Origin of the sequence: Methylomarinovum caldicuralii (assembly GCF_033126985.1) — a bacterium.
GTDB classification, from domain to species: domain Bacteria; phylum Pseudomonadota; class Gammaproteobacteria; order Methylococcales; family Methylothermaceae; genus Methylohalobius; species Methylohalobius caldicuralii.
Map to the genome: position 1 here is coordinate 1,988,617 of NZ_AP024714.1, position 18,729 is coordinate 2,007,345.

Here is an 18,729-nt window from a genome sequence, read left to right on the forward strand (position 1 = left end):
TCAGCTGCGCCAGTAGGCCGGAGTCAGCAGCACCAGGAGGGTGAAAATCTCCAGCCGTCCCAGCAGCATGGCGAAACACGCCAGCCACTTGACCCCGTCGGGCATGGTCATGAAGCCGGAGGTGACTTCTCCCAGCCCCGGCCCCAGGTTGTTAAGGCAGGCGGCTACGGCGGAAAACGCGGTCACCTGATCGAGGCCGAAGGCCATCATCGCCGCCATGATGGCCGCAAACGATACCACATACAGGGAGAAGAAACCCCATACTGCCTCCACCACCCGGGGGGAAACCGGCATTTTGCCGACCTTGACCGGAATCTCCGCCTGGGGATGGATCAGGCGCAGGATCTCGCGGATGCCCTGCTTGTAGAGCAACAACACCCGAATGACCTTGAGACCGCCGGCGGTGGAACCAGCACAGCCGCCGACAAAGGCAGCGAAGATCAGCAACACCTGCACGAAAGGCGGCCAGACGCTGTAGTCGGTGCTGGTGAAACCGGTGGTGGTCAGAAAGGAAACGGTCTGGAACAGGCCGTAACGCACCGCCGCTTCCGGCCCGAGCCCGCCATGCCACCACAGATAACCGGACACCCCCATCGCCACCATCGCGATCACGCCCAGATAGACCCGCATTTCGCTGTCGCTCAGATAGACGCGCGGCCGCCGCTTGCGGAGGGCTTCGAAATGGAGGGTAAAATTGACGCCGGCAAGCAGCATGAACAGCGTCGCCATCACCTCGATTTCCGGGCTGCGAAAATATGCCAGGCTGGCGTCGTGGGTGGAAAAGCCCCCGATAGCCACTGTGGCAAAGGCGTGGGCGACGGCATCGAACAGGGACATGCCTGCCCCCCAGTAGCTTAGGACGCAGAGCAGCGTCAGCCCCAGATACCCCCCCCAGAGCGCTTTGGCGGTTTCGGCGATGCGCGGCGTCAGCTTGGTGTCCTTCATCGGCCCCGGGGCCTCGGCGCGATACAGCTGCATCCCCCCGACCCGCAGCAGCGGCAGCACGGCCACCGCCAGCACCACGATCCCCATGCCGCCGAGCCACTGCAGCTGCTGACGGTAGTAGAGGAGCGAGCGCGGCAGCGTGTCGAGACCGGTGACGACCGTGGCTCCGGTGGTGGTCAGACCCGAGACCGCCTCGAACACGGCATCGGTGAGGCTGAGATGGGGGCGGGTCGCCAGCGCCAGCGGCACCGCACCGGTGAGGCTGAGCATGATCCAAAGCAGCGCCACCACCAGAAAGCCGTCGCGCACCCGCAGCTCGCTGCGGGCCTGCCGGAACGGCCACCAGACCAGCAATCCGCAGCCAAACACGATGAGGAAACCGAGCACAAACGGCAGCTGGGCGCCGTCGCGGTAATACAGCGACACCCCCAGGGGCGGCAGCAGGGTGAAGCTGAAGAACACCAGCAGCGCACCGATGATGCGCAGCACCACCCGCACCTGGACCACGGTGGGAAGGGTCATGCCGCTCTGACGAGGGGATGGGCGAACAGCCTCTCCACCACCGGGATCAGCGTTTTGTCCAGCAGGAACATGATCAGATGGTCGCCTTCCTGGATGCGGGTATCGTGGTGGGCCTGGATCACCTCCTTGCCGCGCACGATCACCCCCGGCACCACCCCGCCGGGCAGGCCGAGCTTCTCGATGGTGCGCCCCACCACCTTGGACCGCCCCGGACAACCGTGCGCCACCGACTCCAGGGCCTCGGCCGCACCCCGGCGCAGGGAATGGACCTGCACCACGTCGCCCCGGCGCACGTGACGCAGCAGGCTGCCGATGGTGGCCTCCTGGGGGGAGATCACCAGATCCACCAGATTGCGCTCCACCAGATCGGCGTAATCCGGGCGGTTGATGAGGCTGATGACCCGCCGCGCCCCCAGTTTTTTGGCCAGCATCGCCGAGAGGATGTTGGCCTCGTCATCGTTGGTGATGGCGCAGAAGACATCGACGTTCTCGATGTTCTCGTTAAGAAGCAGTTCGCGGTCGGCCGCATCCCCCACCAGCACCACGGTGTTCTCCAGATCGGCGGCCAGCTTGGTGGCCCGCTGCGGATCCTTTTCGATCAGCTTGACCTGGAAGCGGTGCTCCAGACTCTGGGCCACCCGCTTGCCGATGTGGCCGCCGCCGGCGAACATGAGCCGTTTGTAGGCGTAGTCCCTGCCCCGCAGTTCGCTCATCACCGCTTTGATCTCGGCGGGTGGGGCAACGAAGAATACTTCATCCCCCGGCTCGATGATCTGGTCACCGCTGGGAACGAGGGGGTGTCCCTGCCGGAAGATGGCGGTGATGCGGGCGTGCACCCGCGGCATGTGCTGGTGCAGCTCGCGGATCGGATGGGACACCAGTGGCCCACCGGCAACCGCCTGCACCGACACCAGCCGCACCCGCCCGCGGGCGAAGTCGAGCACCTGGGAGGCGCCGGGATACTTCAACAGGCCGCTGATGAAGTCGCTAATGATCTGCTCCGGGCTGATGACCACGTCCACCGCCAGCCCCTGGGGTCCGAACAGGCGGGCGTTGCGGGTGTATTCGATGGCGCGGATGCGGGCGATCTTCTTGGGAACCCGGTACAGGGTATGGGCCACCTGGCAGGCCAGGATGTTGGTTTCGTCGTCGCTGGTGACCGCCACGATCAGATCGGCGCCCGCCACCCCGGCCCGTTCCAACACCGGCGGGTGGGCGGCGTTGCCGCTGACGGTGCCGATATCGAAGCGGTCGCGTAATGTCCGCAGGATGGCTGGATCCTTGTCCACCACCACCACATCGTAGTTCTCCTGGGCCAGATTGCTGACCACGCTGGTACCGACCCGGCCGGCACCGAGTACCAGAATCCTCATCCACGCTTGTCCTTGAACTTGATTCCCAGAGAATGCAGCTTGCGGTACAGATGGGTCCGCTCCATCCCGATCGCCTGGGACAGGCGCGCCACGCTGCCGCCGTGCTTTTCCAGATGATATTCGAGATAGGCCTTCTCGAAGCGCTCGCGCGCCTCCTTCAAAGGCAGGTCGTAGAATTCCGGCGCGTCGCTGGCCTCCCGGGTGACGATCTCGCCCAGGGCGGTCTTGACCTCGTCCAGCTCCACTTCCTCACCGCTGCCGAGGATCAGCAGGCGGTGGACCAGATTCTTGAGCTCGCGCACGTTGCCGGGCCAGGCGTAATTGCGCAGGAAGTTCTGCACCGCCACCGGGAAACGGCGGAAGGCCAGCTTCTCCCGGGTGACGAAGCGATCGACATAGAAGTTAAGCAGTTCCGGCACATCCTCGCTGTGCTGACGCAGGGGCGGGAGGGTCAGCACCACCTCGTTGAGCAGGTAATACAGATCCTTGCGGAAACGACCGGCCTTGACCTCGTCTTCCAGATTGCGCCGGGTCGAGGCCACCACCCGCACATCCACCTGGACCTGCGCGCTGCCGCCGACCCGCAGGAAGGTCTTGGATTCCAGGGCGCTGACCAGACGCAACTGGGTTTCCGGGTCCATGTCCCCCACCTCGTCGAGGAACAGGATGCCACCGTGGGCCTGTTCCAGCAGCCCCCGGTGGACGGCGCCGCCCTCCTCCTTGCCGAAGAACTCCACCGCGGAAAACTCCGGGGCGATGGTGCCGACGCCGACCGCCACGAACGGCCCTTCGCGGCGCAGACTGTGATGGTGCAGATAGCGGGCGAAGGTTTCCTTGCCGGTTCCCGGCTCCCCCACCAGCAGCACCCGGGTGTCGTACTGGGCCAGGCGTTTGACCTGGTCGCGCAGCTGGGCCATCACCGCGCTTTTCCCCACCGGCTCGATGTATCCGGTTTCCGCCGGGGAAGCCGGCTGGCGGCGGCTGCGGGCCGATTCCAGCGCCCGTTCCACGGTAGCCAGGATCTTGCCCATCGACAGCGGCTTCTCCAGATAGTCAAAGGCCCCCAGGCGGGTGGCCTCCACCGCCGTCTCCACCGTGCCGTGTCCCGACATCATTACCACCGGGCCGGGATTGTCATCCGCCTCCATCCATTCCTTGAGGAGGGTGACGCCGTCCACGTCCGGCATCCAGATGTCGAGCAGCACCAGGTCCGGACGCACCTCGCGCCACCGCCTGCGGGCCTCGGCGCCGTTGGCGGCGGTCACCACCTGGTAGCCCTCGTCTTCCAGGATGTCCTGCAGCAGTTGGCAGATGTCCGGTTCGTCGTCGACGACGAGAATGGTCGTGTCATGCATGGCTGTGTTCCTGGTTCGCCGTAGCGATCGGCAGTCTTATGATGAATCTGGCCCCCTGCCGCCAGGCCGGGTCGAGCTGGATCGAGCCGCCGTGTTCCTCGATGATCTTGCGCACGATCGCCAGCCCCAGCCCCGTTCCCTTGGACTTGGTGGTCACGTAGGGATCGAAGATCTGCTGGGCGCGCTGCGGCGCGATACCCGGGCCGTTGTCGCTTACCCACCATTCCAGCCAGGGCTGCCCCTGGGATTCGGTCACGCGGGCGCCGATTTCCACATGGACCGGCGGCTGGCCGGCTTCCAGGGCGTTCTTGATCAGATTGTGAAGCACCTGGCGCAAACGCAACGGGTCGGCCTGCAACACCGGCAACTCCGGCGACAGATCCACGTCGATTTCGACGCCGGAGGTCGGGGGATACAGGGTCACCACCTCGTCTATCAGTATACCCAGATCCACCGGTTGGCGTTTGAGCTTCGGCAGCCGGGCATATTCGGAAAAAGCGTTGACCATGTCCTTGAGCGCCTCTACCTGTTGGACGATGGTGCGGGTTGAACGTTCAAGCACCTGCCCGCCGCGTTCGTCCACCTGGGGACCGAGCTTGTGCTGCAGGCGTTCGGCTGCCAGCTGGATCGGCGTCAGGGGATTTTTGATTTCGTGGGCCAGCCGCCGGGCCATCTCGCTCCAGGCGGCGTGTTTCTGCGCCTGCACCAGGGCGGTGATGTCGTCGAACACCAGCACCGCCCCCAGGCGACGGCCGTCGGCGCCGAGCAGGCAGCTGCCGCGGCACAACAGCACCTTCTGGCCGTGCCCGGTGTCGAGATGGATCTCCTCCTGCCAGACGCCGTCCCGTTCCAGCAGGTGGTCGCGGATACGCCTGACCAGATCCTTCAGCGCCGGATTGGCTTCCCCCAGGGCACGGAGGGGCTGGCCGCGGACGGTCTGAAAGTCAATGCCGAGGATCTTTTGTGCCGCTTGATTGGCGGTGTTGAGACGGGTCTGCTCGTTGAGGGTCAGCACCCCGGAGGACAGATGCCCCAATACCGTCTCCAGATAGGCACGCTGGTCCTCGACTTCGCGACGCGAGCGCTCCGCCTCGTCACGGGCGCGAGCCAGGTGGGCGGTCATGGTGTTGAAGGAGCTGACCAGAAAACCCATGTCGTCCTTCTGCAGAATCGGCAGGCGTTTGTCCAGGTTGCCCTGAGCCACCGCCCGGGTTCCCTGGACCAGCATCTTCACCGGCGCGACGATGCGGCGGATGCTCAGGAAAGCCGCCCAGATCGCCGCCAGCATGCTCAGCGACAGGATCAGGGCCAGGGTCAGGGAGAAGCTGAACTTGAGCGACCGGCGCAAGTAAACCATCTGCTGATAGTGGGCGTAGGCCTGCTCCACGGTGTGCGCCAGTTCGTTGAGGCGCGCCGGCAACGGGTAGAGGGCCTGGAGGAAATAGGGCGCATCCAGATCGACCGGCACCAGCACCCGGATCTGCAGCAACGAGGTCGCCTTGCGGTCCGCCACCGGCCCCGGCGCCGGATCCAGCCCCACATAGCCGAAATCCCGCGCCAGCGTCAGCAGGGAGATGTCCGGCAGGCTCGGCAGGATCAGATCGGCGCTGCCGCTGCTGACGGCGACGATGCGCCCCTGACGGGTCAACAGGGTCAGTTCCGCCGCATCGCTGCGGGCGCGCAGGCGGTCCAGCTCGATGATCCGCACCTCCTCCGGCACCTGCGCCAGCGCCTCGCCCAGGTGCCGGGTGCGTTCGAGCAGGGTACGCATGCGCTGGGCCAGCGCCGCCTTGCTCAGTTCGAGGGAACTGTCCATGGCGCGGTCGATCTCCACGTCGAACCAGCTGTCGATGCTGCGGTGGAGGAACTGGAACGAGTAGTAGAACACGATGGTCGCCGGGGTCAGGGCCAGGAACACGAACAGCAGCATCATCCTGAGCGCCAGCCGCGAACCGGCCGCCCGCCTGCGGAACTGGCGCACCAGCCACCAGAGGTTGGCCGCCACCAGCCCCAGCAGCAGCAGGCTGCCGACGACGTTGATGAGCAGCAGCCACGAATACCAGCGGTTGAGTTCGGAAGCCGCCTGGGTGGCCGAGCTCATCAGGTGCAGGGGCACCAGGATGATGGCGAACAGCGCCACCAGCCCGAGGCTTAAGGGGATCTTCATCCGCTGAGCGGCCATCGGTAGCGCTCGGAACGCAGGAACCAGTCGGGAGAGAAATAGGCCTGGGGACGCAACGCCCAGGGAAGCCGTTCGATGTTCAGCCGCACCCGGACGCTGGCGTAACCGCGGCGGGGAAACCGGGGCGACGGTGGCGGCAGCGCGATGGCCTCCAGCCGTCCCAGCGCCGCCAGGGCGGCATCGAGACGGGGAAAACTGCGCTGGAAACGGTGGGTTTCGTCCACCACCCGGTAAACCTGGGCCAGCGGATAGTATTGCAGCCGGAAGTCCAGCGCCCGGCACCACAGGGTTTGGTCCCAGAGGCTGCGGCGGGACCGGTGGATGCAGGTATCGACGGTCAGCACCAGGGGAACTCCGTGACGCAGGGCGTCGATCAGGGTGGGACTGAAGCGGTAGTCGATGGCGGCGCTCAACAGCGTCAGCTCCCCTTCGCGCGCCAGGCTGGCCTGGCGGATGCGGAAGCCGTAGTCCCCGGCCGCCGTTACCGACAGCGTCCACACGCCCAGGAGCAGTCCAATCAGGCGCATCGCTCCAGGCGGGCGTAGTAGAAACCGTCCATTTCCCGTTCCCCCGGCAGGATCTGGCGGCCGGGATCGCTTTCCCGGCCCCAGTCGGCATTGATGGGGATGACCCGGGCATCCTCCCGGGCAGCGAGGAAGGCGGTCAGCCGGCCGGCGTTTTCCTCGGGCAGGATCGAGCAGGTGGCGTAAACCAGACAGCCGCCCTCCCGCAGCAGGGGCCAGCACGCCGCCAGCATCTCCGCCTGGGTGCGCGCCAGCGCGGCGATGTCGGCATCCCGGCGCAGCAACTTGATGTCCGGATGACGGCGGATCACCCCGGTGGCGGAACAGGGGGCGTCGATGAGGATGCGGTCGAAGGGGCGGCTGTCCCACCAGTCCCGGGGACGGCGGGCATCGCCGCAAACCAGGGTCACCGGGGTGTCGAAGCCTCCGCGCTGAAGGTTCTCCCGCACTTTTTCCAGGCGTTCGGCCGCGGCATCGACGGCGACCAGCTCCGCCAGACCGGGGCAGATCTCGAGCATGTGCGCGCTCTTGCCGCCGGGGGCGGCACACAGGTCGAGCACCCGCTGCCCGGGGCGCAGATCCAGCAGCGAGGCGGCCAGCTGGGCGGCGGCGTCCTGCACCGAAACCCAGCCTTCCGCGAATCCCGGCAGGGCTTCCACCGGCACCGGCCGGGAAAGGATCAGCGCCGCTGGTACGCCGGGCACGGGCCGGGCCTCCAGGCCCGCCTGGGCCAGGTGCCGCCGATAGGCATCCGGCTCGATGCGCTGCAGGTTGACCCGCAGGGTCATCGGCGCCTGGCGGTTGTTGGCCTGGAGGATGCTCAAGGCATCCTCCGGCCAGGCCGCCTCGATCCGCCGCCGCAGCCAGGCCGGATGGCTGTAGGCAGCTTCGTAATCACCGTCGGCGGCCGCCTCCAATTCGTCGCGGCGGCGCAGATAATTTCGCAGCACGGCGTTGAGCAACGACCGGGCCCAGGCCTTGCGGCGGCCGGCGGCGGCCACGCTTTCGGCCACAGCTGCATGGGGCTTGACCGCCATGTGACCCAGCTGGGCCAATCCTACCAGCGCCAGAGCCCGGATCCGACGGTCTTTCAGCGGCTTGGCGAGCAGCTGGCGGAGGATGAAATCGAGACGGTGATACCAGCGCACCGTGGTGTAGCACGCCGCCTGCACCCAGGCGCGGTCGCGCCCGCCCAGATCCTGCGGCACGATCGCCGCCAGCGCTTCGTCCAGTGCTTGGCCTTCCTCGACCCGGCGCACCACATCGGCCGCAAGGCGGCGCAGACGGCTCACTGCAGTTGCAACCCCTGGCACGGGTGGGCATTGACGAAAGCGGCGGCCGGCAGACGGCGGCCGCCGGGAAGCTGAACCTCCAGCAGCCGCAGGCGCCCTTCCCCGCACGCCACCTCCAGCCCCTTGCGGGCGAGGACGACGGTGCCCGGCTCGGCCCCGGCGGGCCGGTCCAAGGGTTCCGCCTGCCAGATGCGCAGCACCTGATCCTGAAACCGGGTCCAGGCCACCGGCCAGGTATTGAAGGCCCGCACCGCCCGGTCCAGTTCCCAGGCCGAACGCCGCCAGTCCAGACGGGCTTCCTCTTTGGTGATCTTGGCCGCATACGTGGCTTCGGCCTCGTTCTGCGGTTCCGCCTCGATCCGGCCGGCGGCCAGCGCCGGCAGGACTTCCCGCAGCGCCTCGGCCCCCAGGCGGGCCAGGCGATCGTGCAATCGCCCGGCGGTTTCCCGCAGGCCGATGGGCGTGGCCTTCTTCAACAGCATCGGCCCGGCATCCAGGGCCTCGACCACCTGCATGATGGTGACGCCGGTTTCCCGGTCGCCGGCGAGGATGGCGCGCTGGATCGGCGCCGCGCCGCGCCAGCGCGGCAGCAGGGAGGCATGGACGTTGATGGCTCCCAGGGTGGGGATCTCCAGCACTTCCCGGGGCAGGATCAGGCCATAGGCGGCGACCACCAGCAGGTCCGGCCTGAGGCAGGCGAAAGTTTCGATGGCATCCGGATCGCGCAGGGTCCGGGGCTGATGCAGCGGGAGCCGGTGCTGCAGGGCCAGCTGCTTGACCGGGCTCGGACGCAGCCGGCGCCCGCGCCCGGCAGGGCGGTCCGGCTGGGTATAGACGGCGACGACCTCATGCCCCGAGGCCAGCAAAGCCTCGAGGCTGGGGACGGCGAACTGCGGCGTGCCGGCGAAGACGATACGCATCAGATGACGGCGGCCGCCGGGGTTTTCTCGCGGCTTTGGCGTTTGGCCTTGATCAGTTTCTTGCGGATGCGCTGGCGCTTGAGGGGCGAGAGATAATCGACGAACAGCTTGCCGTCCAGGTGGTCGATCTCGTGCTGGATGCACACCGCAAGCAAACCGTCGGCCTCCAGTTCGAAGGGATTTCCCTCACGATCGAGGGCCTTCACCTTGATGCGCTCGGCGCGGCGCACCTTCTCGAAGATCCCCGGCACCGACAGGCAACCCTCCTCCTGCTCACAGGCCCCGTCGCGTTCGAGGATCTCCGGATTGATGAGACACAGGGGCCGATCCTTGTCCTCGGAGACGTCGATGACGATCACCCGCTTGGGCACGTTCACCTGGGTCGCCGCCAGGCCCACGCCGGGCGCCGCATACATGGTTTCGAACATGTCGTCCACCAGACGGCGGATCTCGCCGTCCACCGCCGCCACCGGCAGCGCCTTCTTGCGCAGGCGCTCGTCGGGAAATTCCAGAATCTCCAAGCGGGCCATGGTTTGAATCCTCACAGTGCTGTTTGCCTGGCATTCTAGCCGAATTGATCTAGACTTTGAACGACACCCTTGGAGTCGTTCCTGAATACGGACCGGAGCCATGAACCAAAGTTTCTTCGCCCGCACTGGAGGGATCGCCGTCATGCACCGCCTTCGCCGTTTCTGTCTCGTCCTCGTGCTCGGCTGCTGTATTGCCGCCATCCAGGCCGCCGAGGTGCCCCTGGCGGCTGACCATCCGCAGCGCTACACCGTCGTCAAGGGCGATACCCTGTGGGACATCGCCGCCCGGTTTCTGAAAAATCCCTGGGACTGGCCCAAAATTTGGAAGGCCAACCCCCAAATCAAGAACCCGCACTGGATCTATCCCGGCGATGTCCTGGTGCTGCAATTCGACAACGGCCGCCCCTATCTGACCCTGCAGCGGGGAAATCCGCCGCCCGGGGTGGAGAAGCTGGAACCTGCCATCCGCGAGCGTCCCGTCACACAGGCGATCCCGACCATCCCTTACGAGGCGGTGCGCCAGTTCCTCACCACCCCCAAGGTGGTCAGCCGGGAGGAGCTGGAGACCGCGCCTTACATCATCAGCCTGGCGGACAATCGCCTCATCGGCGGCAGCGGTGACACCCTCTACGTCCGCCGCTTCCCTAAAAACGCCGCCGAGGGCAGTTACACCGTGTTCCGCCCTGACGATGCCATCCGCGACCCGGAAACCGAGGAAATCCTCGGCTACAACGCCCTCTACGTCGCCGACAGCCACCTGCGGCAGCGAGGTGATCCGGCCGTGCTGGAGGTGGACCGCAGCGTCCGCGAGATCCTGGTGGGTGACCGGCTGCTGCCGGTGGGCACCGCGCAGCTGGCGCTGGACTACTATCCACAGCCGGCCCCGAAATCGGTGCGCGGCCACATCGTCAAGGTGCTCGACGGCGTCTCCCAGATCGGTCAGTACGCGCTGGTGGTCATCGACCGCGGCACGCACGACGGCCTACAAAAGGGGCATGTCCTGAAGGTCTGGCGCCACGGGGTCAAGGTGCTGGACAATCTGGAGCGCCGTGCGTCGGAATGGGTCACCCTGCCGGACGAGGAAGAGGGCTGGGTGATGGTCTTCCGTCCCTTCGAACGGGTCAGTTACGGTATCGTCATGAAAGCGACGCGCGCCATTCACCTCGGCGATCTGGTCACCGCCCCGGACGCTTGAACCAAGACGACCTGCGCTGCTGGCTCGCCCTGACCCAGACCCCGGGTCTGGGCGGCCAGCGCATCACCGCCCTGCTGCGCCATTTCCCCTCCCCGGCGGCGGTCTTCCAGCAGCCCGCCGCCGTCCTGCGGGAACTGGGCCTGCCCCACGCCACCATCGACGCCCTCTTGTCTCCCCGCTGGGAACAGGTCGAACGCAGCCTGCAGTGGGGACAGCAACCCGGCTGCCACATCCTGCCGTTGCCGGATCCGCGCTATCCGCCGCAGCTGAGAACCATCCCCTCCCCGCCGCCGGTGCTGTTCGTGCGCGGCGATGCGGCACTGCTGCAACGGCCCCAGATCGCCATCGTCGGCAGCCGCCATCCCACCGCCGGCGGCCGCCGGACCGCCGAATCCTTCGCCACCGAGCTGGCCGCCCTGGGGCTGGTGGTCACCAGCGGCCTGGCCTTGGGGATCGATGCCGCCGCCCATCGCGGGGCCCTGCGCGGCGGCACCACCGTCGCTGTCATCGGCACCGGACCCGACCGCGTCTATCCCGCCCGCCACAAGCAGTTGGCAGGCGAAATTGCCAGCGGCGGGGCGATCGTGTCAGAATTCCCGCCTGGCACGCCGGTGCGGGCCCAGCATTTTCCCCGGCGCAACCGGATCATGGCCGGTCTCTCCCTCGGCACCCTGGTGGTGGAGGCAGCCCGCCACAGCGGTTCCCTGATCACCGCCCGCTGCGCCCTGGAACAGGGCCGCGAGGTGCTGGCGGTCCCCGGCGACATTCACAATCCCCAGACCAAGGGCTGCAATGCACTGATCCGCGACGGCGCCCACCTGGTGGAAACCGTGGAGGACATCATCACCGCCCTCGGCCTGCTTGCCACATCCCCACCGATCGCCGACAATCCCCCGGCGGTGACGCCCAGCGATGAACTTGACGACGATTATCGGGACTTATTGGCTAAAATCGATTACGCTCCCACCTCAGTGGACCAATTGGTGGAACGCACCGGCATGACGCCGGAGGATCTGGCCTCGATGCTGCTGATCCTCGAACTGGAAGGTCACATCGCCGCGGCTGCAGGCGGGTGTTATCAACGGATTCGTTAATCGGCCCACGGCCCAGGAAAAAATGCCATGAAAGAAAACGTGTTTGACGTGTTGCTGTACCTGTTCGAGAACTACATGGACGAAGATCCGGAACGCATGCCCGATCCGGATTCGCTCCGCAACGAACTGGTCGCCGCCGGTTTTCCCGAGCGCGACATCGACAAGGCGTTCGGATGGCTGGAATCGCTCACCTGCGGCCAGCCGATCCAGACCACCATGCCCACCTTCCGCATCTACGCGCCGGAGGAACAGGCCAAACTGAATCAGGAATGCCGCGGGCTGCTGCTGTTTCTGGAACAAACCGGTATCCTCACCCCGTCTAACCGGGAACTGGTGATCGACCGGGCCATGGCGCTCAGCGCCGAGGAACTGACCCTGGAAAACCTCAAATGGATCGTCCTCATGGTGCTGTTCAGCCAGCCGGACCAGGAGGCGGCCTTCGCCCGCATGGAAGACCTGGTCTACGGCACCACGCCGGTCGCCCTGCACTGATTTTTTCAACCGAACCCATCCGAACCGAATGGCTCAGAATCTCGTCATCGTCGAATCGCCCGCCAAGGCGAAAACCATCGCCAAATACCTGGGGCCCGGCTTCAAGGTCCTGGCCTCCTACGGGCACGTGCGCGATCTCGTCCCCAAGGAGGGGGCGGTCGATCCCGAGCGCGATTTCGCGATGAAATACGAACTCATCGACAAGAACAAAAAGCACGTCCAGACCCTGAAGCAGGCGGCCAAGCAGGCCGACGCCCTCTTCCTTGCCACCGACCCGGACCGCGAGGGCGAGGCGATCTCCTGGCACATTCTGGAGATCCTCAAGCAGGACAAGTCCATCAAGGACAAACCCGCCCACCGCATCGTGTTCCACGAGATCACCCAGCGGGCGGTGCAGGAGGCGCTGAAAAATCCCGGCGAGATCTCCATGAATCTGGTCAACGCCCAGCAGGCGCGCCGGGCGCTGGACTATCTGGTGGGCTTCAACCTGTCGCCACTGCTGTGGCGCAAGATCCGCCGCGGACTTTCCGCCGGCCGGGTGCAGAGCCCGGCGCTGCGGATGATCGTCGAACGCGAGATCGAGATCGAGAACTTCGAGCCCCAGGAATACTGGACCATCGAAGCCGCCTGCAAAGCCGAGGAAAAGCCCTTCAAAGCCCGCCTGCTGCAGTACCAGGGCGAAAAGGTCAAGCAGTTCAGTTTCACCGACGCCGACCAGGCCCATCAGGTGCGCCGGACCCTGCTGGATCTGGCCCAGGGCCGGCTCACCGTGGTCAAGGTGGAAAAGAAGCAGCGCCGCCGCAACCCGGCGCCGCCCTTCATTACCTCCACCCTGCAGCAGGAGGCGGCGCGCAAGCTCGGCTTCACCACCCGCCGCACCATGTCGGTGGCCCAGCAGCTGTACGAGGGCATCGACATCGGCGGCGAGACCGTCGGTCTCATCACCTACATGCGTACCGACTCCACCCAGCTGGCCCAGGAGGCGGTGGCGGAGATCCGCGACCTGATCGCTTCAGTGTACGGCAAGGACAACCTGCCGCCCAAGCCGCGGGTGTTCAAGGCCAAATCCAAGAACGCCCAGGAGGCCCACGAGGCCATCCGTCCCACCTCGGTGGGGCGCTTGCCGGAGCAGGTCAAGCCGTACCTGACGGCGGAGCAGTACAAGCTCTACGATCTGATCTGGAAGCGCACCGTCGCCTGCCAGATGATCCACGCCACCCTGAACACCGTAGCGGTGGACCTGGCCTGTGGCAACGAGGACAACCTGTTCCGCGCCACCGGCTCCACCATCGCCCATCCGGGCTTCATGGCGGTGTACCAGGAAGGCAAGGACGACGGCAGCGGAGAGGACGGTGACAAAATCCTGCCGCCGCTGCGGGAAGGCCAGCAGGTGGCCCTGGAGGACATCCTCGCCGACCAGCACTTCACCGAACCGCCGCCCCGCTACACCGAGGCCAGTCTGGTGAAGGCGCTGGAGGAATACGGCATCGGCCGTCCCTCCACCTACGCCAGCATCATCTCCACCCTGCTCAACCGCGAATACGTGGTGCTGGAGAACAAGCGCTTCAAGCCCACCGACATCGGCCGCATCGTCAACAAGTTCCTGACCGAGCACTTCACCCGCTACGTGGACTATCACTTCACCGCCGGATTGGAGGACGAGCTCGATGCGGTGTCGCGCGGCGAGAAGAAGTGGATCGGGCTGCTGAAGCACTTCTGGGAACCCTTCAAGCGCCTGGTGCTGGACAAGGACAGCAGCGTCCAGCGCAAGGACGTCACCCAGGAGGCCCTGGACGAAAAGTGCCCCGAGTGCGGCGGCCAGCTGTCCATCCGCCTGGGACGCAACGGCCGTTTCATCGGCTGCACCAACTTCCCCGAGTGCAAGTACACCCGCAACCTGGACAGCGACGGCAAGGCCCAGGAACCGGAAACCCTGGACCGCCAGTGCCCCCAATGCGGCAAGCCGCTGCAAATCAAGGTCAGCCGCTACGGCAAGTTCATCGGCTGCAGCGGCTATCCCAAGTGCCGCTACGTCGAGCCGCTGGAAAAACCGGAGGACACCGGCGTCGAATGCCCCCAGTGCCATCAGGGCAACCTGCTCAAGCGCAAGTCACGCGGGGGCAAGATCTTCTATTCCTGCGCCACCTATCCCAAGTGCCGCTATGCGGTCTGGAACCCGCCCCTGGCCGAACCCTGCCCAGAGTGCGGCTGGCCCATCCTCACCCTCAAGACCACCAAACGGCGGGGCACGGAGAAGGTCTGCCCGCAGAAGCACTGCGGTTACACCGCCCCTTACGAGGAAACCGAAGCGGCGGAAGCGGCCGCCGCCGGGACCGGATAACTTCCCCGCCATGTTCTGGCCGACCGGAGGGAGTGGCAGTCAGGGACGTCGTGAATCCATCCGTGGAGACTCGAACTCGGCCATCCAGGCCGAGTACGCCCTGACCGCCACCCCCTCCGGCCGGCTTCTGCATCTCAAAGCAATGCCATGATCCTATCCCGCTGGCGTCTGCGGCTCATCGTCCGTCACCTGCGCCGCGGCGGGGTGATCGCCTATCCCACCGAGGGAGTCTACGGCCTCGGCTGCGACCCTTGGAACCAAGCGGCGGTCGAGATCATTCTGGCGCTGAAAGGCCGGCCGGCGGACAAGGGCCTGATCCTGATCGCTGCCGATATCGAGCAGCTGCTGCCGTTCGTCCGGCTGCCGTCGGAAACCGTGGTGGAAAGACTGCTCGAAACCTGGCCGGGACCGGTCACCTGGATCCTGCCCGCCTCCCCGCTGGCGCCGGAATGGCTGCGGGGGAAGCGTCCCACCGTCGCCTGCCGGGTCACCGCCCACCCGGTCGCCGCCCAGCTGTGCCGCGCCTTCGGCGGCCCGCTGGTGTCCACCAGCGCCAATCCCGCCGGCCACCGGCCGGCCCGCTGCCTGCTTGAAGTGCGGCGGTATTTTCGCGACCGGCCGGAGCTATTGCCGGTCCCCGGCCCGCTCGGCGGCCTCGAACGCCCCACCCCCATCTTCGACGCCCTCACCGGCCGCTGCCTGCGCCCCTGACAGCAACCGCTCGGGCGCCAGCATTCCTGTCACCAGCCGGCCACCGCCGCCATGCACGCACAGGGCCGCCTGCCAGCCTCGCGCCGGGGACCAGGCATGCACCTGCCACGCCGCGACCCGACCGCAGTCCGGCGGTGCCGCCACCAGGCGCGGCGGATGCAGGTCGAAGCGGCAGCGCTCAAGCCCCAGCGCCAGTCCCCGCCCGTCCGCCTTGACGAAGGCTTCCTTCAAGGTCCAGAGACGGAAAAAATCGTCCCCCCTGGCGCCAGCGGCCTGCCAGGTTTGATATTCCTGAGGGGCGAAGCAGCGTCCGGCCAGCGCCGCCATCCGCGGCAAGACGCGAACCTGTTCCACGTCCACGCCCAAGCGGCCGTCCCAGGCCAGGGCGACCAGCAGACAGTCCCCGCTGTGGGACAGGTTGAAGCGGAGCGGATGATCCAGCAAATAGGGTTTGCCGCGGGGCTCCCGGCCGAAGCTCAGCGCCTGCGGCGCCACGCCCAGCCCGTGCGCCAGCAGCCAGCGCAGCTGCCCCCGGGCGGCAACGGCCCGGCGGCGGTGCCCGGGCCGTTGCAGGCGGCTTATCCTGAGGCGTTCGTCTTCGGCGAGCACCGCCTCACAGCACGCCAGCAGATTCGGCGGCAAATCCAGAGACAGACGCCAGACGCGGATTTCGTTGTCCAGCGGCAGCAAGGGGAGCATGGAAATTGCTGCGTCAGTCTAGCGAAGCGACGCAGGCTTCACCTGTCAGGACAAAATGATTGCCATTGTCCTCAGGGCAATAATTGACGGTCCCGTTCGCCTCGATGGCTGCTTCAATTCCTTTGAAAAACCCCTTTCCCCTGGTGTGGGAGACGATTTCCACGACGTCGAAACGGCCCACGCTATTATCAGCGCACAACGGATTCGCCGCCGGCGTCAGCGTCGCCTGGTCTTTGCGGGTCGTCAGGCAGTCATTGTTATTAAAACAAACGTAGTGATTGAGCAGCACCGTGCCGTCCGGCTGAGTACCGCTAATTTGACCCAAGATACCGCCGGTGTCCGCAAACACCTCGCTTCCTCCCAAGTCCGTCAGCACCAAATGGATGTGTCCCACCTGAATGGTTTCGGAAAGATTGATTGTATCGATCGTGCCGCTGACCGTGACCGGCACTCCATCGTCGCATTCCAAAGCGCCTGCTGCGGAAACGGTTGCACTCAGGGCGAGGACCAGGCTGATTTGTCTGATTGTTTGCATAATTGTTACCCTCGAAAGTCATGGAAATGATCGACGGCTCCCCTTGCCGCCAGATCGTAGGGTAACAAAACTTTCCAGCAGCACCTATCGAACCACCGCCCTTCCTTCCCCGCGCGGATCGCTGGCCGCCTCCACCCGGTCCAGAAAACAGTCCCACAGAATCGCCTGCATGTTGCCGTAAGTCCTTCCCAGGGCCTTGAGCCGGTGGCCGCGACGGCGCAGGGCCCGGCGTTCCGCGCCGCTCAGGGCGCCGGGCTCGTACTGGATCTCGTCCGGCAGATACTGGTGATGGAAGCGGGGCCAGGCGACCCACAGGGCCGGACGGAAGCCGGCGGCGAAATCCAGCGCCGCGAGGGTCACCATGGAGATGATGCGGCTGCCGCCGGGCGTGCCGAGGACGGCGATCCGGTCCGGGGTTTCCAGGAAGGTGGGCGTCATGCTCGACAGCATCCGCTTGCCGGGGGCGATGGCATTGGCGCTGCCGCCGACCAGGCCGTAGAGGTTGGGGACCCCGGGCTTGATGGCAAAATCGTCCATCTCGTCGTTGAGCAGCACACCGGTACCGGGCGCCACGAAGCCGGAGCCGAACAGGTAATTGACGCTCAGGGTCGCCGCCACCCGGTTGCCGTCACGGTCAAGGATGGAGAAATGGGTGGTGTCGGCCCCGGCGCCGCCAGTTTCCGGTTCCGCGGCCAGCCAGGCGCTGGGCAGGGCCCGGTCGGGACGGATGGCGGCCCGCAAACCGGCGGCGTAATCGGGGCTGAGCAGCCGCCGCAGCGGCATGGAGACGAAATCCGGATCGCCCAGATACAGCGCCCGGTCGCGGTAGGCCCGACGCCAGGCTTCCACGATCAGATGCTTGGCGGTGGCCGGATCGAGACGGGTCAGCGTATAGGCCGACAGGATGTTGAGGGTTTCCACCAGCACCACCCCGCCGGAAGACGGTGGCGCGGCGCTGACGATGCGGACGTCATGGTAACGACCGACGACGGGCCGCCGCTCCACCACCCGGTAGCGGGCCAGATCCGCCCGGCTCCAGATACCGCCGGCGGCCCGCACCCCGGCCAGCAGACGTTCCGCCACCCAACCGTCGTAGAAACCGGCCAGGCCCCGGGCCGCAAGCGCCTCCAGCACCCGGGCCAGATCCGGCTGCACCAGGCGGAAGCCGGGCCGGGGCACCTGCCCCTTTTCCAGGAAGACCGCCGCCGCGGCGGGATAGCGGCGCAACACCGCCTGACGCCGCTCGACCTGTTCCAGATAGCGGGGACCGACGACGAAGCCTTCGCGGGCGTAGCGGATCGCCGGGGCCAGGGAGCGGCGCAGCGGCAGGCGGCCGTAGTTCTCCGCCAGATGCGCCAGGGCGGCCGGCACCCCGGGAATGCCGGCCGCCAGCGGGCCGTCGATGGAAGCGCGGGGGATGGGATTGCCGGCGGCATCCAGATACATGTCGCGCCGGGCCGCCAACGGAGCGGTTTCCCGGGCGTCGAGCATCACCTGACGGCCGTCGCGGGCCCGATGAAGCAGGAAGAAGCCGCCACCCCCGAGACCGGAACCGGCCGGCTCCACCACCGCCAGCGCGGCGGCCACCGCCACGGCGGCATCGAAGGCGTTGCCGCCCTGGTCGAGGATCTCGAAACCGGCAGCGGTCGCCAACGGATGGGCGGAGGCGATGGCGGCCCGGGGCGGTTTCGGCCCGGCCCAGACCGCCACCGACCAGGCCAGCCAGAGCAGCAGAAACGGCCTCATCCTGCCGCCACCCCGCACCGGCTTCATTCCTGCTGCAGCCTGAGGTACTTGCGCTGCAGGTTTTCCCGGTCTTCGCGGATGTCGGGATCGGGAATGATGGCGTCCACCGGACACACCTCCACGCACTGGGAGGTTTCGTAATGGCCCACGCATTCGGTGCAGCGGTCCGGGTCGATCTCGTAGATCTCCTCTCCCAGGGAGATGGCGTCGTTGGGGCACTCCAACACGCACACATCGCAGCAGATGCATTCGTCGGTGATCTTCAGGGCCATA

At 66.5% G+C, this 18,729-nt stretch carries 17 protein-coding genes; 5 read left to right on the top strand and 12 right to left on the bottom strand.

The genetic code is table 11. From position 1 onward, the window contains the following. Genes MCIT9_RS10150 through def form a run of 8 tightly spaced genes read right to left on the bottom strand, consistent with a single transcriptional unit; the run spans position 1 to position 9,643 of the window. Positions 1 to 1,467 (bottom strand): TrkH family potassium uptake protein, encoded by a 1,467-nt coding sequence (locus MCIT9_RS10150; RefSeq protein ID WP_317704770.1) that lies wholly within the window; start codon positions 1,465 to 1,467, stop codon positions 1 to 3. Next, positions 1,464 to 2,840 carry a Trk system potassium transporter TrkA gene (gene trkA / locus MCIT9_RS10155; protein WP_317704771.1) on the bottom strand — a complete coding sequence of 459 codons (1,377 nt, stop codon included), beginning with the start codon at positions 2,838 to 2,840 and terminating at the stop codon, positions 1,464 to 1,466. Before trkA ends, MCIT9_RS10150 begins: the two co-directional genes overlap by 4 nt. Next, positions 2,837 to 4,195 carry a sigma-54-dependent transcriptional regulator gene (locus MCIT9_RS10160; RefSeq protein WP_317704772.1) on the bottom strand — a complete coding sequence of 453 codons (1,359 nt, stop codon included), beginning with the start codon at positions 4,193 to 4,195 and terminating at the stop codon, positions 2,837 to 2,839. Before MCIT9_RS10160 ends, trkA begins: the two co-directional genes overlap by 4 nt. Continuing rightward, positions 4,188 to 6,362, bottom strand: a complete 2,175-nt coding sequence (locus tag MCIT9_RS10165) for a sensor histidine kinase (RefSeq protein WP_317704773.1) — start codon at positions 6,360 to 6,362, stop codon at positions 4,188 to 4,190. The genes MCIT9_RS10160 and MCIT9_RS10165 overlap by 8 nt, the downstream gene beginning before the upstream one ends. Beyond that, on the bottom strand, positions 6,359 to 6,904 hold the full coding sequence (locus MCIT9_RS10170; RefSeq protein ID WP_317704774.1) for a DUF4390 domain-containing protein: 546 nt from the start codon (positions 6,902 to 6,904) through the stop codon (positions 6,359 to 6,361). The genes MCIT9_RS10165 and MCIT9_RS10170 overlap by 4 nt, the downstream gene beginning before the upstream one ends. Continuing rightward, positions 6,895 to 8,193: a 16S rRNA (cytosine(967)-C(5))-methyltransferase RsmB gene (gene rsmB, locus MCIT9_RS10175; protein ID WP_317704775.1), complete on the bottom strand. Its 1,299-nt coding sequence runs from the start codon at positions 8,191 to 8,193 to the stop codon at positions 6,895 to 6,897. Before rsmB ends, MCIT9_RS10170 begins: the two co-directional genes overlap by 10 nt. Then, positions 8,190 to 9,113, bottom strand: a complete 924-nt coding sequence (gene fmt, locus MCIT9_RS10180) for a methionyl-tRNA formyltransferase (RefSeq protein WP_317704776.1) — start codon at positions 9,111 to 9,113, stop codon at positions 8,190 to 8,192. Before fmt ends, rsmB begins: the two co-directional genes overlap by 4 nt. Next, entirely contained in the window at positions 9,113 to 9,643 is a 531-nt protein-coding gene (gene def / locus MCIT9_RS10185; RefSeq protein WP_317704777.1) for a peptide deformylase, read from the bottom strand. Before def ends, fmt begins: the two co-directional genes overlap by 1 nt. 100 nt (positions 9,644 to 9,743) lie before the next feature. Here def and MCIT9_RS10190 point away from each other — a divergent pair, with 100 nt between their 5' ends. The 5 genes from MCIT9_RS10190 to tsaC all read left to right on the top strand — a co-directional run bounded on the left by MCIT9_RS10190 (position 9,744) and on the right by tsaC (position 15,476). Then, positions 9,744 to 10,838, top strand: a complete 1,095-nt coding sequence (locus MCIT9_RS10190; protein ID WP_317704778.1) for a LysM peptidoglycan-binding domain-containing protein — start codon at positions 9,744 to 9,746, stop codon at positions 10,836 to 10,838. Next, positions 10,835 to 11,932 (top strand): DNA-processing protein DprA, encoded by a 1,098-nt coding sequence (dprA, locus tag MCIT9_RS10195; RefSeq protein WP_317704779.1) that lies wholly within the window; start codon positions 10,835 to 10,837, stop codon positions 11,930 to 11,932. The genes MCIT9_RS10190 and dprA overlap by 4 nt, the downstream gene beginning before the upstream one ends. 27 nt (positions 11,933 to 11,959) lie before the next feature. Beyond that, positions 11,960 to 12,424, top strand: coding sequence for a Smg family protein (locus MCIT9_RS10200; RefSeq protein ID WP_317704780.1), 465 nt, complete (start codon positions 11,960 to 11,962; stop codon positions 12,422 to 12,424). A 28-nt stretch (positions 12,425 to 12,452) separates the two neighbouring features. Further along, a complete protein-coding gene (gene topA, locus MCIT9_RS10205) occupies positions 12,453 to 14,765 on the top strand; it encodes a type I DNA topoisomerase (RefSeq protein WP_317704781.1) in 2,313 nt (770 codons plus the stop codon). Positions 14,766 to 14,912: 147 nt separating this feature from the next. Continuing rightward, positions 14,913 to 15,476 carry an L-threonylcarbamoyladenylate synthase type 1 TsaC gene (tsaC, locus tag MCIT9_RS10210; RefSeq protein WP_317704782.1) on the top strand — a complete coding sequence of 188 codons (564 nt, stop codon included), beginning with the start codon at positions 14,913 to 14,915 and terminating at the stop codon, positions 15,474 to 15,476. On the opposite strand, the gene MCIT9_RS10215 is transcribed toward tsaC, so the two are convergent. The 4 genes from MCIT9_RS10215 to MCIT9_RS10230 all read right to left on the bottom strand — a co-directional run bounded on the left by MCIT9_RS10215 (position 15,390) and on the right by MCIT9_RS10230 (position 18,728). Further along, complete coding sequence (locus MCIT9_RS10215; RefSeq protein WP_317704783.1) at positions 15,390 to 16,175, bottom strand: 4'-phosphopantetheinyl transferase family protein; 786 nt, start codon at positions 16,173 to 16,175, stop codon at positions 15,390 to 15,392. The two genes, tsaC and MCIT9_RS10215, sit on opposite strands and share 87 nt — an antisense overlap. A gap of 13 nt (positions 16,176 to 16,188) precedes the next feature. Further along, on the bottom strand, positions 16,189 to 16,710 hold the full coding sequence (locus tag MCIT9_RS10220; RefSeq protein ID WP_317704784.1) for a hypothetical protein: 522 nt from the start codon (positions 16,708 to 16,710) through the stop codon (positions 16,189 to 16,191). 84 nt (positions 16,711 to 16,794) lie between these two features. Beyond that, positions 16,795 to 18,456 (bottom strand): gamma-glutamyltransferase, encoded by a 1,662-nt coding sequence (ggt, locus tag MCIT9_RS10225; RefSeq protein WP_317704785.1) that lies wholly within the window; start codon positions 18,454 to 18,456, stop codon positions 16,795 to 16,797. Positions 18,457 to 18,479: 23 nt separating this feature from the next. Then, the gene (locus MCIT9_RS10230; protein WP_317704786.1) at positions 18,480 to 18,728 is read right to left on the bottom strand and encodes a YfhL family 4Fe-4S dicluster ferredoxin; all 249 of its coding nucleotides are present in this window, start codon (positions 18,726 to 18,728) and stop codon (positions 18,480 to 18,482) included. Position 18,729 lies beyond the last annotated feature (1 nt).